Origin of the sequence: Nitratireductor sp. PBL-C9 (assembly GCF_050877045.1) — a bacterium.
GTDB lineage: Bacteria > Pseudomonadota > Alphaproteobacteria > Rhizobiales > Rhizobiaceae > Nitratireductor > Nitratireductor aquimarinus.
Map to the genome: position 1 here is coordinate 66702 of NZ_JBPAXW010000007.1, position 14270 is coordinate 80971.

The 14270-nt window shown below is 64.1% G+C and carries 12 protein-coding genes; 8 read left to right on the forward strand and 4 right to left on the reverse strand.

The features are described 5' to 3' along the window. Window positions 1–41 precede the first annotated feature (41 nt). From ACRTG1_RS15440 to dprA, 4 genes are read left to right on the forward strand one after another with little or no spacing between them, the layout of a single operon-like run. Window positions 42–1004, forward strand: a complete 963-nt coding sequence (locus ACRTG1_RS15440; RefSeq protein ID WP_113155114.1) for an aspartate carbamoyltransferase catalytic subunit — start codon at window positions 42–44, stop codon at window positions 1002–1004. Beyond that, the gene (locus ACRTG1_RS15445) at window positions 1001–2287 is read left to right on the forward strand and encodes a dihydroorotase (protein ID WP_432516523.1); all 1287 of its coding nucleotides are present in this window, start codon (window positions 1001–1003) and stop codon (window positions 2285–2287) included. Before ACRTG1_RS15440 ends, ACRTG1_RS15445 begins: the two co-directional genes overlap by 4 nt. A 30-nt stretch (window positions 2288–2317) precedes the next feature. Continuing rightward, a complete protein-coding gene (gene plsY, locus ACRTG1_RS15450; protein ID WP_113155112.1) occupies window positions 2318–2932 on the forward strand; it encodes a glycerol-3-phosphate 1-O-acyltransferase PlsY in 615 nt (204 codons plus the stop codon). Continuing rightward, the gene (gene dprA, locus ACRTG1_RS15455) at window positions 2929–4062 is read left to right on the forward strand and encodes a DNA-processing protein DprA (protein ID WP_432516524.1); all 1134 of its coding nucleotides are present in this window, start codon (window positions 2929–2931) and stop codon (window positions 4060–4062) included. Before plsY ends, dprA begins: the two co-directional genes overlap by 4 nt. Here dprA and ACRTG1_RS15460 read toward each other — a convergent pair. Continuing rightward, the gene (locus ACRTG1_RS15460; protein ID WP_317561239.1) at window positions 4024–4254 is read right to left on the reverse strand and encodes a hypothetical protein; all 231 of its coding nucleotides are present in this window, start codon (window positions 4252–4254) and stop codon (window positions 4024–4026) included. The genes dprA and ACRTG1_RS15460 overlap by 39 nt on opposite strands. 311 nt (window positions 4255–4565) lie before the next feature. Here ACRTG1_RS15460 and topA point away from each other — a divergent pair, with 311 nt between their 5' ends. The 4 genes from topA to ACRTG1_RS15480 all read left to right on the forward strand — a co-directional run bounded on the left by topA (window position 4566) and on the right by ACRTG1_RS15480 (window position 10803). Further along, complete coding sequence (topA, locus tag ACRTG1_RS15465; protein WP_206552635.1) at window positions 4566–7187, forward strand: type I DNA topoisomerase; 2622 nt, start codon at window positions 4566–4568, stop codon at window positions 7185–7187. Between the two features lie 4 nt (window positions 7188–7191). Next, window positions 7192–9534: a ribonuclease R gene (gene rnr / locus ACRTG1_RS15470; protein ID WP_432516525.1), complete on the forward strand. Its 2343-nt coding sequence runs from the start codon at window positions 7192–7194 to the stop codon at window positions 9532–9534. Beyond that, window positions 9534–9995 carry a DUF983 domain-containing protein gene (locus ACRTG1_RS15475; RefSeq protein ID WP_432516526.1) on the forward strand — a complete coding sequence of 154 codons (462 nt, stop codon included), beginning with the start codon at window positions 9534–9536 and terminating at the stop codon, window positions 9993–9995. The genes rnr and ACRTG1_RS15475 overlap by 1 nt, the downstream gene beginning before the upstream one ends. Window positions 9996–10062: 67 nt before the next feature. After that, window positions 10063–10803, forward strand: a complete 741-nt coding sequence (locus tag ACRTG1_RS15480; protein WP_206545509.1) for an NUDIX hydrolase — start codon at window positions 10063–10065, stop codon at window positions 10801–10803. Window positions 10804–10853: 50 nt separating this feature from the next. Here the strand turns inward: ACRTG1_RS15480 and ACRTG1_RS15485 are convergent, their stop codons facing one another. The 3 genes from ACRTG1_RS15485 to ACRTG1_RS15495 form a co-directional block, all read right to left on the reverse strand. Continuing rightward, window positions 10854–11675, reverse strand: a complete 822-nt coding sequence (locus ACRTG1_RS15485) for a sulfite exporter TauE/SafE family protein (RefSeq protein WP_432516527.1) — start codon at window positions 11673–11675, stop codon at window positions 10854–10856. Window positions 11676–11767: 92 nt separating this feature from the next. After that, window positions 11768–12760 carry a tRNA dihydrouridine(20/20a) synthase DusA gene (dusA, locus tag ACRTG1_RS15490; protein ID WP_432516528.1) on the reverse strand — a complete coding sequence of 331 codons (993 nt, stop codon included), beginning with the start codon at window positions 12758–12760 and terminating at the stop codon, window positions 11768–11770. A gap of 159 nt (window positions 12761–12919) precedes the next feature. After that, window positions 12920–14215 carry a sodium:solute symporter family transporter gene (locus ACRTG1_RS15495; protein WP_432516529.1) on the reverse strand — a complete coding sequence of 432 codons (1296 nt, stop codon included), beginning with the start codon at window positions 14213–14215 and terminating at the stop codon, window positions 12920–12922. Window positions 14216–14270: the final 55 nt, after the last annotated feature.

Below are 14270 nucleotides of genomic sequence, written 5' to 3' on the forward strand. Positions count from 1 at the left end.
CTTGCAGGCTTGCCGGGCGGGGCCTATAGCAAACTCTTGAGATGACAAACACTTCTTTCCCGCTCTATCCGCACCGCCACCTGCTTGGCATCAAGGGCCTGTCGCCGCTGGATATCGAGATGCTTCTCGACCGGGCCGACGCCGCTGTTGCCATTTCACGACAGCAGGAAAAGAAAACCGCCACGCTGCGCGGCCGCACCCAGATAAACCTGTTCTACGAAGCCTCGACGCGCACGCAGTCCTCGTTCGAGCTGGCTGGCAAGCGGCTGGGCGCTGACGTGATGAACATGTCCGTCGCCAGTTCCTCGACCAAGAAGGGCGAGACGCTGCTGGACACGGCCATCACGCTGAACGCGATGCGCCCGGACATTCTGATAATCCGCCATGCGGCGGCGGGCGCGGCTGCGCTTCTTGCCCAAAAGGTCTCCTGCTCGGTCGTGAATGCCGGCGATGGCGCGCACGAACATCCGACCCAGGCCCTGCTCGACGCGCTGACCATCCGCCGCGCCAAGGGCCGGATCGGTGGGCTGACGGTTGCGATCTGCGGCGACGTTCTGCATTCGCGCGTGGCGCGCTCGAACATCGTTTTGCTCAACGCGCTGGGTGCGCGGGTTCGGGTGGTCGCCCCCTCCACGCTTCTGCCTTCCGGCATCGACCAGATGGGCGTCGAGCCGTTCACCCGCATGGACGAAGGCCTCAAGGGCGCGGACATCGTGATGATGCTGCGCCTGCAGCGCGAGCGCATGGCCGGCTCTCTGGTTCCGTCCGTTCGCGAATATTTCCGTCATTTCGGGCTTGATGCAGAAAAGCTGAAAGCCGCGAAAGATGACGTCCTCGTCATGCATCCCGGCCCCATGAACCGCGGCGTCGAAATCGCCTCGGAAATCGCCGACGGGCCGCAGAGCCTCATTCAGGAGCAGGTTGAAATGGGCGTTGCCGTGCGCATGGCCGTGATGGATGCGCTGCTCGATCCGCGACGCAACGCGGAAGGAGGCGCAGCATGAGCGCGACGGTTTTCCAGAACGCCCGCGTGATCGACCCGTCGCGCGGCATTGATGAGCGCGGCGCGGTGATCGTCATCGACGGCGCGATTGCCGCCGCAGGCGCTGACGCGCTGAACCAGGGTGCGCCCGACAATGCAACGATTGTCGACTGCCAGGGCCATGCCGTCATGCCGGGCCTCGTGGATTCGCGCGTCTTCATCGGCGAACCGGGCGCCGAGCATCGCGAGACCATCGCTTCAGCCAGCCGCGCGGCAGCCGCCGGCGGCGTGACATCGCTGATCATGATGCCCGACACCAAGCCCGTCATCGACGATGTGGCGCTGGTGGAATTCGTCAAGCGCACGGCGCGCGAGACGGCCGTGGTCAACGTGTTTCCCTCCGCCGCCGTCACCAAAGGCTTTGCCGGCAAGGAGCTTTCCGAGTTCGGCCTGCTCAGCGAGGCAGGCGCGGTGATGCTCACCGAAGGTCGTGCAACAATTGCCAATGCGCTGGTGATGCGGCGCGCCCTCACCTATGCGCGCGATCTGGGCATCACCATCGCCCATGAGACGCAGGATCCGCATCTCGCCTCCTCCGGCGTGATGAATGAGGGGCTTTTTGCTAGCTGGCTTGGCCTTCCGGGCATCCCCCGCGAGGCGGAGACCATTCCGCTCACCCGTGACCTGATGCTCGCAGGCCTGACGGGCGGGCGCTATCATGCGGCGAAGATTTCGACCGCCATGTCAGCGGCTGCCATCGCCCGCGCCAAGGACGAAGGCGCGCAGGTGAGCGCCGGCATTTCGATCAATCACCTGACGCTCAACGAAAACGACATCGGCGATTACCGCACCTTCTTCCGGCTTTCGCCGCCACTGCGCACCGAAGACGACCGGCTTGCCATGGTGGAAGCGCTGAAATCGGGCGCGATCGACGTGATTGTCTCCTCGCACGACCCGCAGGATGTCGACACGAAGCGCCTGCCCTTTGCCGAAGCCGAAGCCGGGGCCATCGGCCTCGAAACCGTTCTGGCTGCTGCACTTCGTCTCTATCACAATGGCGACCTGCCGCTGCTGCGCCTGATCGAGTGCCTGTCGACCGCGCCGGCGCGGCTTTTCGGCCTGCCCGGCGGCACGCTGAAGACCGGCGCGCCTGCCGATCTGGTGCTTGTCGACATTGATGCGCCGTGGATCGTGCGCGAGGCAGACATTCGCTCGCTGTCCAAGAACACCTGCTTTGAAGGCGCCCGCATGCAGGGCCGGGTCTTGCAAACAATGGTTGCAGGCCGCACAGTGTTCAGCGCCTGAGCACTCCGAAACACCGGGGGAGAGAGTCGGATGCCAGATCCCATCAGTTGGCAAGTAGCCTTGCCCTATCTCATTGCCGCGCTTGTCTTCGGATATCTGCTCGGCTCCATCCCGTTCGGCCTCATCATCACGCGGCTTGCGGGCAAGGGCGATGTGCGCAAGATCGGCTCAGGCAATATCGGCGCAACCAATGTGCTGCGCACCGGCAGCAAGAAGCTCGCTGCCCTCACCCTTCTGGGCGATGCGCTCAAGGGCACGGTGGCCGTTCTCCTGGCCGGGCTCTACGGGCCTGATCAGGCGGTCGCAGCCGGGCTTGGCGCGTTTCTCGGCCACCTCTTTCCCGTCTGGCTCGGCTTTCGCGGCGGCAAGGGCGTGGCAACCTATCTCGGCGTGCTCGTCGCCATCGCCTGGCCCGGCGCGCTGATCTTCGCCGTGGTGTGGCTCTCCGTCGCCTTCCTCACCCGCTACTCTTCACTGTCGGCGCTTGTCGCCGCCGTCGCGGTGCCCATCGGGCTTTATCTGCTTGGATATGTGCAAGCGGCGGAACTGTTCGTTCTGATGAGCCTGATCGTCTTCATCAAGCACCGCGCAAACATTGCGCGCCTTCTATCCGGCACGGAAACGCGCATCGGGGGCAAGGGGTGAACGCGCCCCGGGGCGGTGTGCGGCTCAGTGACCGACAGCGCCTCGACTGGCTGCAGCTCCTGCGCAGCGAGAATGTCGGGCCGGCGACCTTTCGCCAGCTCGTCAATCATTTCGGCTCTGCAACGAACGCCCTTGAGATGATTCCCGAACTTGCGCAGCGCGGTGGCGCCAATCGGCGCATCGTGATCGCGACGCGCGAGGACGCCGAACGCGAAATGGAACAGGCCCGCCGTTTCGGCGCGCGCTTCGTCGCTGTGGGCGAGCAGGAATACCCGCCCCTGATGCGCCGCATGGACCAGCCCCCGCCGCTTCTCGCCATGAAAGGCGATCTCGCAATCGCGCAGCGCCCCACCATCGCCATGGTCGGTGCCCGCAACGCCTCCGTCACCGGCATCAAGATGGCCCAGCGCCTGGCCTCGGACCTTGGCAGCGCCGGCTTCACGATTGCTTCGGGCCTCGCGCGCGGCATCGACGCTGCCGCCCACAAGGGCAGTCTGGAGACAGGCACCGTCGCCGCGCTGGCCGGCGGGCTCGACAAGCCCTATCCGCCCGAGAACGACAGGCTCTATGGAGAGATCGCCGAGCGCGGCGTGGTAATCAGCGAAATGCCGTTCGGCTGGACGCCCCGCGCGCGCGATTTCCCGCGCCGCAACCGCCTCGTTGCCGGCATTGCCTTCGGTCTCGTGGTGGTGGAAGCCGCCAAGCGGTCCGGTTCTCTGATCAGCGCCAGACTGGCAGGAGAGATGGGACGGCTGGTTTTCGCGGTGCCCGGTTCGCCGTTCGATCCAAGGGCGGGCGGCGCGAACGCGCTTTTGAAGGATGGCGCGATCCTCGTGACCGAGATGGATGACGTGGTGTCGCAGATCCTGCCGCTTCTGGACACGCCGCCCGTGAGAACGGAAAGCTTTGAAGAGCCGGAGCCCCTGACCTCCGCTCCGCCCCCAAGCGAAAGCGAGCGCGACCACATCGTCAACGCGATGGGACCGACGCCCGTGCTTGTCGATGATCTCATTCGCCATACCGGGCTACACCCGGCACAGGTCATGACAATATTGCTTGAGCTTGATCTGGCGGGCCGGCTCGAACGGCACTCAGGAAGCGCGGTCTCGCTTGTTCCCACCGACATCTAGCTCAAGACGACATTCCCCGACCCGATGCGGTCGTTCGCCACGAATGATGTCGCTGGCCTCAAGATAGGCCATCTCGATCAGGTAGGCGAGCATGTCGCACCGTTCGGAAAGCGCCATCGTCCGCAATTGCCCAAGCATCGCCTGAACGTAATCAAGCGTCTCGGTACGTCTCCTTCCATACTGTTCGCCCATTCGCCGACACTCCCTTCCAGCGCGCGGCACCCCTCTTCACAGCCCCGATGCTCCTGTTGTGCAGCCCCAGTGTTGCCTGTTTCCCCGGTACTTCTCCATTAAGGACCCAGATGGAGTATACATGCCGTTATAAACAAATAAACGATAAATTTACGATAAACGCACCGCCATCCACAGCCCTTCGCCAGCGGACGAAATTCCCATTGGCCCTTGACCGCGGGGTAAAGCACGGCCATGTGACGGGGCTGGATTCGTTCAAAATGCGGGGCGCGGCGACAAAGCCGGAAGCCTGCGGGGAAATCTGAAAGCTTATGGATCTCGTTATCGTCGAGTCGCCTGCCAAGGCGAAAACCATCAACAAATATCTGGGCTCGAACTACAAGGTTCTCGCCTCCTTCGGCCATGTGCGCGATCTGCCGGCCAAGGACGGGTCCGTTCGCCCGGACGAAGACTTCGCCATGTCGTGGAGTGTCGACAGCCCTTCCGCCAAACGCCTGAGTGATATCACCAAGGCCGTGAAGGAGGCTGACACCCTTATCCTCGCCACTGACCCGGATCGCGAAGGTGAAGCGATTTCCTGGCATGTGCTTGAGGTTCTGAAACAGAAGAAGGCGCTGAAGGACAAGCCGGTTCGCCGCGTCGTCTTCAACGCCATCACCAAGAAATCGGTTCTCGATGCGCTCGCCAATCCGCGCGACCTCGACACGCCGCTGGTGGATGCCTATCTCGCCCGCCGCGCACTCGATTATCTGGTGGGCTTCACCCTGTCGCCGGTTCTGTGGCGCAAGCTGCCGGGCGCACGCTCGGCCGGCCGCGTCCAGTCCGTGGCCCTCAGGCTCGTCTGCGACCGCGAAGCCGAGATCGAGCGCTTCATCCGCGAAGACTACTGGCAGATCGCGGCAAAGCTCGCCACGCCCCGCCAGGAGAGCTTCGAGGCGCGCCTGACGACGCTTGAAGGCAAGAAGCTCCAGAAGCTCGACATCAAGAGCCAGGAGCAGGCCGACGACATCAAGGCCATGCTGGAGGGCGCGACCTTCCGCACGCTGTCCGTCGAGGCCAAGCCGACGCGGCGCAACCCCGCACCGCCCTTCACCACCTCGACCATGCAGCAGGCCGCCTCGTCGCGCCTCGGCTTCGGGGCATCGCGCACCATGCAGGTCGCGCAGCGCCTTTATGAGGGCATCGATATTGGCGGCGAGACCGCCGGTCTCATCACCTATATGCGTACCGACGGCGTGCAGATGGCGCCCGAGGCGCTCGATCAGGCCCGCAAGGCGATCGGCGACAATTTCGGCGAGCGCTACCTGCCCGAGAAGCCGCGCTTCTATTCGGTCAAGGCCAAGAACGCCCAGGAAGCGCACGAAGCGATCCGCCCGACGGATTTCTCCCGCACGCCCGACCAGATGCGCCGCTATCTCGATCCGGATCAGGCCCGTCTCTACGAGATGATCTGGAAGCGCGCCATCGCCAGCCAGATGCAGCCGGCAGAGATTGAGCGCACCACGGTCGAGATCCTTGCCGAGAACGCTGGCCGCAATGCGGGCCTGCGCGCCGTTGGCTCGGTGATCCGCTTTGAAGGCTTCCTTGCCGCCTATGCAATCGACAAGGACGAGAACGCCGACGACGAGGAAAGCCGCCGCCTGCCCGAGATCCGCGAGGGCGAGGAGCAGACCCGCGAGACCATCGACGTCACCAAGCACACGACCGAGCCGCCGCCGCGCTATTCCGAAGCCTCGCTCATCAAGAAGATGGAAGAGCTCGGCATCGGCCGCCCGTCCACCTATGCTGCGACGCTGAAGACGCTTGAGGATCGCGATTACGTGATCATCGAGAAGCGCCGGCTCATGCCGCAGGCCAAGGGCCGTCTCGTCACGGCGTTTCTGGAGAGCTTCTTCGAGCGCTACGTGGAATACGACTTCACGGCCAGCCTTGAAGAGAAGCTCGACAAGATCTCCGACGGCCAGCTCTCCTGGAAGGATGTGCTGCGCGATTTCTGGCAGGACTTCTCCGGCCATGTGGACGAGATCAAGGAACTGCGCGTCACCAATGTTCTCGATGCGCTGAACGAGGAACTTGCTCCGCTCGCCTTCCCGGCAAAGGAAGACGGCACCGATCCGCGCGCCTGCCCGCGCTGCGGCACCGGCCAGCTTTCGCTAAAACTTGGCCGGCACGGCGCATTCGTCGGCTGCTCCAACTATCCCGAATGCGGCTTCACCCGCCAGTTCGGCGAGGCTGGAAACGGCGAGAATGGCGAGAACGGCGTCGACGGCGACAAGGTGCTCGGCAAGGATCCGCAGACCGACGAGGACATCACCCTGCGCTCGGGCCGCTTCGGCCCCTATGTGCAGCGTGGCGAAGGCAAGGAAGCCAAGCGCGCCGGTCTGCCCAAGGGCTGGTCTCCGGCCGAGATGGATCTGGAAAAGGCGCTCTCGCTTCTCGCCCTGCCGCGCGAGGTGGGCGAGCATCCCGAAACCGGCAAGATGATCTCCGCCGGCATCGGTCGCTATGGCCCCTTCCTGCTTCATGACGGCGCTTACGCCAATCTGGAAAGCGTCGAAGATGTGTTCACCGTCGGCCTCAACCGCGCGGTGACCGTCATTGCCGAGAAGAAGGCCAAGGGCGGTCGCGGCCGCTCCACGCCATCGGCGCTCAAGGAGCTTGGCGATCATCCCGACGAGGGCGGCAAGATCACCGTGCGCGACGGCCGTTACGGCCCCTATGTCAACCATGGCAAGGTCAACGCCACGCTTCCCAAGGGCAAGGACCCGATGGAAGTGACGCTCGAGGAAGCCGTGGAGCTGATCGCGGCAAAAGCGGCCAAGGGCGGAAAAAAGAAGCCGGCCGCCAAGAAAAAGCCTGCTGCGAAGAAGACAACGACGGCAAAGAAAACCACCGCGGCCAAAAAGAAGACCGCAGCCAAGAAAGAGGAATAACGCCTTGGCGCGCAGCATCTCCGGCAAGTCCAGATCCAAGCCCCGTTCGGCAAAATCATCCGGCGCGAAAGGGGCATCTGGCGCAAAAGGGCCTTCCGATACGCGACTGCCCAGCCGCGACGAGGTGCTGCGCTTCATCACCGACAACCCAGACCGCACGGCGAAGCGCGACATTGCCAAGGCGTTCGGCCTCAAGGGCGGCGACCGCATCTGGCTGAAAGATATCCTGCGCGACCTGCAGGATGAGGGGCTTTTGAAGAAAACCCGCAAGCGCCTGCTGCGCCCCGGCGCGCTGCCGCATGTGGTGGTGCTCGACATCTTCTCGCGTGACGCATCGGGCGCATTGCTCGCGCGCCCCGCAGAGAAAGACGATCAGGACGAGGGCGAAGGCCCCCTGCCCCTGGTTGAAATCCGCACCCAGAAGGGCGGCAAGGCCGCCGGCATTGGCGACCGCGTTCTGGCCCGCGTCTTCCCGACCGAAAGCAAGGATGGTCCGGCCTATACGGGCCGTGTCATGAAGGTCTTCGAGAAGCGCCGGCAGAATGTGCTCGGCGTCGTGCGCAAATCGAAGGATGGCGGCTTCCGCATCGAACCGGTGGAGCGCACGCAGCGCGAACTGGTGATCGACGCGGATTATCTCAACGATGCGCAGGACGGCGATCTGGTCGAGGTCGAACCGGTCTCCGGCGGGCGCTACGGCCCCTCTCGCGGCAAGGTCACCTCGGTCATCGGGTCGCTGTCGAGCGAAAAGGCGGTCTCCATGATCGCCATTCACGCCCATGAAATCCCCCATGTCTTCCCCGATCAGGTGATCGCGGAGGCCGAGGCCGCAGAACCGATCACGCTTTCGGGCCGTGAAGACTGGCGCGACCGCCTCCTCATCACCATCGACCCGGCTGACGCCAAGGACCATGACGACGCGGTCATGGCCGAACCCGACCCCGACGAGAAGAACCGTGGCGGCTTCATCGCCACCGTGGCCATTGCCGATGTGGCGCATTATGTGCGCCAGGGATCTGCGCTCGACCGCGAAGCGCTCAAGCGCGGCAATTCGGTCTATTTCCCCGACCGGGTGGTGCCGATGCTGCCCGAGCGCATCTCAAACGATCTGTGCTCGCTCCGTGAGGGCGAAGCCCGCCCGGCCATGGCCGTGCGCATGCGCTTTACCGCGACGGGCCGCAAGATCGGCCATTCGTTCCACCGCGTCATCATGCGGTCTGCGGCAAAACTCTCCTACCAGCAGGCTCAGAGCGCCATAGACGGCAATCCCGACGACAAGACGGGTCCGCTTCTGGAAACGATCCTCCAGCCGCTGTGGGACGCCTATGGCGCGCTCAGGCGCGGCCGCGAGGAGCGCCAGCCGCTCGAACTCGATCTGCCGGAGCGCAAGATCCTTCTGAAAGAAGATGGCACGGTCGACCGCGTTGTCGTGCCGCCGCGCCTCGATGCGCACAAGCTCATCGAAGAATTCATGGTGCAGGCCAATGTGGCCGCTGCTGAAACGCTGGAAGCCAAGCGTCAGGCGCTTGTCTACCGCGTGCATGATGCGCCCTCGCTCGCCAAGCAGGAGGCGCTGCGCGAATTCCTGCAGAGCTTTGAGATTTCGCTGGCGCGCGGCGCGCAGCTGAAACCCTCGCAGTTCAACACCATTCTCTCCCGCGTGCGCGACACCGAGCACGAACAGCTTGTCAACGAGGTGGTCCTGCGCTCCCAGAGTCAGGCCGTCTACGCGCCGGAAAATCTCGGCCATTTCGGTCTGAACCTCCGCCGCTACGCACACTTCACCTCACCGATCCGCCGCTACGCGGACCTGATCGTTCACCGCGCGCTGATCTCCGCACTCGGTCTGGGCGATGATGGTCTGAAGCCCGAGGAAGAGGCGCGGCTTGAAGAGACCGCCGCCCTGATCTCCGCCACCGAGCGCCGCGCCATGGCCGCCGAACGCGACACGGTCGACCGGCTGGTCGCAGAACACCTCTCCAGCCGTGTCGGCGAGGAATTCGATGCCCGCATCTCCGGTGTCGCCAAGGCCGGCCTCTTCGTTCAGCTGCCGGATTACGGCGCGGACGGTTTCGTTCCCGTTTCCACTTTGGGCGACGAATACTATATCTATGACGAAGCGCGCCACGCCATGGTGGGCGAGCGCAGCGGCCGTGGCTTCCAGCTTGGCGATTCCGTTTCGGTCCGCCTCGTTGAGATTGCACCGATGGCCGGCGCGATGCGCTTCGAGATGCTGAGCAAGCCCGACAAGCTTCCCGGCTCGATGAAATCCTTCCACAAGGCCAAGGGCCGCCGTGGAAGCAGCCAGGGCAAAAGCCGCCGCGCCAGCCAGAGCAGGAGACGGTAATGGAACAGAAGGTTTACGGCGGCGCAGCAGCCGGGCAGAAGCCGACACGCCCGCTTGGCGAGGCGATGAAGCGCGGTTTTCTGGGGCGCTGCCCCAATTGCGGCCGTGGCAAGCTGTTCCGCACCTATCTCAAGACCGCCGACGAATGCTCCGAGTGCGGCGAGGCCTTCCATCATCACCGCGCCGACGATCTGCCTGCCTATCTGGTGATCTTCGTCGTCGGCCATATCGTGGTCGGCGCGTTCATGGGACTGGAAGCCGTGACCGACTGGGCCGGCTGGGTTCATCTGGCCATCTGGGTGCCGCTCACGATCATCATGTCTCTGCTGCTCATCGAACCGATGAAGGGCGCAGTCGTGGGGCTGCAATGGGCCTATTACATGCACGGTTTCGGTGGCGAGGAAGATACCATTGAAACCCACCCGGAGCTTGATGCTTCCGCCTCAGACGAGATGCGCTGACGCCGCATCGATGCGGCACAGCGATGCGAGCTTTCAGGAGACAGCGATGAGTGATCGGCCAAACCGTATGGACGGTCTCGACAAGGCGGCGGTGGACCGCGCCGAGGCAAAGGACTTTTCGCTTGGCGGAAAGCCGATGCGCCCGCGCGACGCGGCAACGCTCATCCTGCTCGACCGCAGCGGCGATCAGGTGCGCGTTCTGATGGGACGCCGCCACCACAAACACGCTTTCATGCCCGGCCGCTTCGTCTTTCCCGGTGGACGCACGGACCCCGCCGACAGCCGCATTCCCGTCGCCTCCGGTCTCCACCCGGATGAAGAGCGTCGTCTCATCGGCACCGGATCGCGCGCCACGGCCGCGCGCGCCCGCGCCGTCGCCATGTCCGCAATCCGCGAAACCTATGAGGAAGCAGGGCTTCTGATCGGTGAAAAGGGTGCGTTTTCGACTGCTGCAAAGGACTGGCAGGGCTTTGTCGAGCACGGCGTCTGCCCGTCGCTTTCGGGCCTTCGCTACATTGCCCGCGCCGTGACGCCGCCGCGCCGCGTGCGCCGCTTCGACACACGCTTTCTCGCCGCCTGGCGCGATGACGTGGCCGTCGAACTGCCCGATGGCGGGCCGACCCACGAACTGGAAGAGCTGGTCTGGCTTCCCATTCCAGAAGCCAAGGAAACCGAGGTTCCGCTGATCACCTGCACGATCCTCGATGATCTCGAGGCGCGTCTCAAGGTCGATCCCGACCTTGCCCCCGGCGCACCCGTTCCTTTCTACGCAATGCGCCGCAACCGCTTCGAGCGGACGCTTATCTAGAGCAATTCCAGGAAAAGCGGAAACGCTCTAGAGCATTTTTCTGAGCGGAATCAGATCAGGCTCCAGCCGAAGCGGGCCGCAACGATGATCATGAAGATGCCGAACGCCGTTTCGAGCTTTCGCTTGTCGAGCGCATGGGCGATCCGCACACCGAGCGGCGCAACCAGAAGCGTGATCGGGATGATCAGGAACACCGCAATCCAGTTCACATAGCCGGTCGAGGCGACCGGCAGAAGCGGTTCGCCCCACCCGGCCCACACATAGCCAAACAGGCCCGGTATTGAGATCAGAACGCCGACGCCGGACGAGGTCGCCACAGCCTGATGCATGGGACGGTTGAACAGCGTCATGAAGGTGTTGTTCAGCACGCCGCCGCCAATGCCCATCAGCGTCGACAGGAAGCCGATCAGAACACCGACCATCGAGCGCACGGGATTGCCCGGAAGCTCCGTGCCGAGCCGCCAGCCCTCGCGGTTCAAAAGCAGCCGCACACCGACAAGAAGCGCGATCACCGCAAAGATGGCGCGCAGACCGCCGCTCGACACATAGGCCGCAACGAGCGAGGCAAGCACCACGCCCACCGGCACCGCGATGACGAAACTCTTCAGAAGGTCCATATCCACCGCCCCGCGCAGATAATGCGCGCGGAACGAGCGCAGCGAGGTGGGCACGATGATCGCCAGCGAGGTGCCGACGGAAAGATGCATGCGCACCGCCTCGTCCACACCGACCAGCCCGAAGACCTGATAGAACACCGGCACGAGGATCGCCCCGCCGCCAATGCCAAACAGCCCGGCCAGAACGCCCGCCACGACGCCCGCAGCCGCAAGGGCAGCGGCAAACATGGCGATCTCGCCAATCGGTAGGTTCATGTCAGTTCCCTCTCCCGCCCCGGTTCGACCGATCCGCTCGGCTGAAACACCCCATGGCTTGTTGCAGATTATGCGTGATGATTGAACACGCTTCAGGCCGCGTCGCGCTGCGTGCTGAGATCAACGGCGGCAAACGCCGCGCGCAGCACCTCCGGCCCCGCACCCGCCCGCGTCGCCTCGCTCGACAGGATCTGCCGGTAGCGGCGCGCGCCGTCATAGCCGTGGAACAGACCGATCATGTGCCGCGTCACATGCGACAGGCGTCCGCCTGCTTCAATGTGCCGCCCGGCATAGGCCGCCATGGTGTCGATCAGCGCTTCGAAATCAACCTTCTGCGGCGTGTTTCCGGCAAGGAGCGCATCGACGCCGGCCAGAACCACCGGGTTCTGATAGGCCGCGCGCCCCATCATGACGCCATCCACATGCGCAAGATGCGCGGCAGCGTCCTCAAGGGTTGCAATTCCGCCATTGATGCCGATGAAGCGGTCTGGATGCGCCGCCTTCAGGCGATAGACACGGTCATAATCGAGCGGCGGGATTTCGCGGTTTTCCTTGGGGCTGAGCCCCTGAAGCCAGGCCTTGCGCGCATGCACCCAAAGCGCATCCGCACCAGCCGACCAGGAAGCCTCCGCCAGCGCATCAAGCGCTGTCTGCGTGTCCTGCTCATCCACGCCGATCCGGCATTTGACCGTGACGGGAACCGACACACGCTCCTTCATTGCGGCGACACACGCACCGACAATCTCCGGCGTCTTCATCAGGCATGCGCCGAACGTGCCCGACTGCACCCGGTCGGAGGGGCAACCGACATTGAGGTTGATTTCGTCATAGCCGAACGCCGCGCCGATTTCCGCGGCCTGAGCCAGCTTCTGCGGATCGGAGCCGCCAAGCTGCAGCGCCACGGGGTGTTCGCTCTCGTCAAAGCCCAGGAGGCGCGACCGGTCGCCATGGATCGCAGCATCCGCAACAACCATCTCCGTATAGAGCAGCGCGCGCTCCGTCAGCCGGCGATGGAAGTAGCGGCAATGCCGGTCCGTCCAGTCGATCATGGGCGCTACGGCGAATTTTTGATTGTACTCAGCCATTTACGGGCTCTGTCTGCAGTGTTTCATGATGCAGCGCAGTCACGCGCCTCTCTGCGCAGATATGTGCCCCATCGCGCGGCATTTTTCAAAGCGTAACATGCGCTGGAGCACCGGACCGCACCATGGAAACCGGTTTTAGACCCGTTTTTCAATCGCCCCCTAACCGGCGATGGCCCGGCGACTGCCTGTCAGATAGGCGGTGAGAGCGTAGATCATGGCCGCGAATGCGCAGCCCACCAGCGCCGCCGAATTCTGATCCACGGTGAGCAGAAGAAGCGTCACGATCACGCCCGCGTTCAGCGACAGGATGGCGGCAGGCGCACTGACCCGGTGGCCCAGGACCGCTGCAAGCACGGTCGGCAGGAACACGGCGAGCGATGAAAAGGCGGCGATGATGGAAGACAGGAGGTCACCGAACAGCGCGCCGATCAGGGCCATGCCTGCGAAAACGGCGACCACCATCAGCTGTAACTGCCTGAGCGGCAGCGTCGTGCGCTCAAGCCCGGTCATCAGCGGCATGACGAATGTATCCATGGTCGACATGACCACGGCGATCAGCATCAGGTCGACGATCCAGCCATGGCCCGCCGGCACAAGACCGTGCAGGCCGCTCGTTATCGCGCCCTCCACTGCGCCGCCGAGCCCAAGCCAGACGATGCCGAGATAGCACAGGAGGCAAAGCGGAGCGCCGGCGAGAAATGCCCTGCGCGCCACCTGCGGATCGCGCGCCGTCGCCATGCGCTGCCAGTTGTCCACCGCCAGCACCGCGCTGACCGGGATGAAGAGCCAGACACCGATGAGGAGCGGCAGCCGATAAGGGCCCAGATCGAAGAATGGCCCGGTCTGCGGAACCGCACCCAGATTGGCGAATGTCAAAAGCGCAATGCCGGCAACGATGATGAGCGACTGCACGACATCCGTTTCCGTCGCCACGCGATAGCCGCCGATGGCCGTGTATGCGCCGGCGCAGAGCGCCGCAAGCCCCACCGCCGCCAGCTGTGATACGGGCAGGATCGTCATCAGGATCGCCGCCAGCGCCAGCAATTGCACGGTCGCGCGCAGCAGAAACACGAACGCAATGGGCAGCCAGACCAGAAGGGGCTGCTGGATGCGGTGGGTGACCACGATCAGATCGATCAGCCCCCTCACCCCGTGCCGTTCAGAAAGCGCATGCACGTTCGGTGCGATGATTGCGCAGATCACGAGGCCAAGCGTGTAGGCGAATGCCAGCGAAACACCGATCACGGGGCTCGCCGCCGAAAAAAGCATGATCGCCACGAAGGTGCCGATTCCGATATTGCCGCAGACAATGCCCGCAAGCGTGCCCCAGAACCCCGTGCGGCCGGAATTGAAGATGAAATCGTCGCGCGTTCCCGAAGGCGCGCGCCAGAGCGCATAGAGCGCCGGCAGCGCCAGAACCGCGCCGATCAGCGGCAATTGCAGATTGATGTCCATCGTCGGTCTTCTGTCCCGCTTCCCGCCCACTGAAACGCCGATTCGCGCGACGGGA

Bases quoted from the DNA above. Each gene is read 5' to 3' on its own strand.
- ACRTG1_RS15480 (WP_206545509.1), top strand. From the start codon at position 10,063: ATGGACGGTCTCGACAAGGCGGCGGTGGACCGCGCCGAGGCAAAGGAC.
- ACRTG1_RS15460 (WP_317561239.1), bottom strand. From the start codon at position 4,254: ATGGGCGAACAGTATGGAAGGAGACGTACCGAGACGCTTGATTACGTT.
- ACRTG1_RS15440 (WP_113155114.1), top strand. From the start codon at position 42: ATGACAAACACTTCTTTCCCGCTCTATCCGCACCGCCACCTGCTTGGC.
- topA (WP_206552635.1), top strand. From the start codon at position 4,566: ATGGATCTCGTTATCGTCGAGTCGCCTGCCAAGGCGAAAACCATCAAC.
- ACRTG1_RS15475 (WP_432516526.1), top strand. From the start codon at position 9,534: ATGGAACAGAAGGTTTACGGCGGCGCAGCAGCCGGGCAGAAGCCGACA.
- dusA (WP_432516528.1), bottom strand. From the start codon at position 12,760: ATGGCTGAGTACAATCAAAAATTCGCCGTAGCGCCCATGATCGACTGG.
- ACRTG1_RS15445 (WP_432516523.1), top strand. From the start codon at position 1,001: ATGAGCGCGACGGTTTTCCAGAACGCCCGCGTGATCGACCCGTCGCGC.
- plsY (WP_113155112.1), top strand. From the start codon at position 2,318: ATGCCAGATCCCATCAGTTGGCAAGTAGCCTTGCCCTATCTCATTGCC.
- ACRTG1_RS15485 (WP_432516527.1), bottom strand. From the start codon at position 11,675: ATGAACCTACCGATTGGCGAGATCGCCATGTTTGCCGCTGCCCTTGCG.
- ACRTG1_RS15495 (WP_432516529.1), bottom strand. From the start codon at position 14,215: ATGGACATCAATCTGCAATTGCCGCTGATCGGCGCGGTTCTGGCGCTG.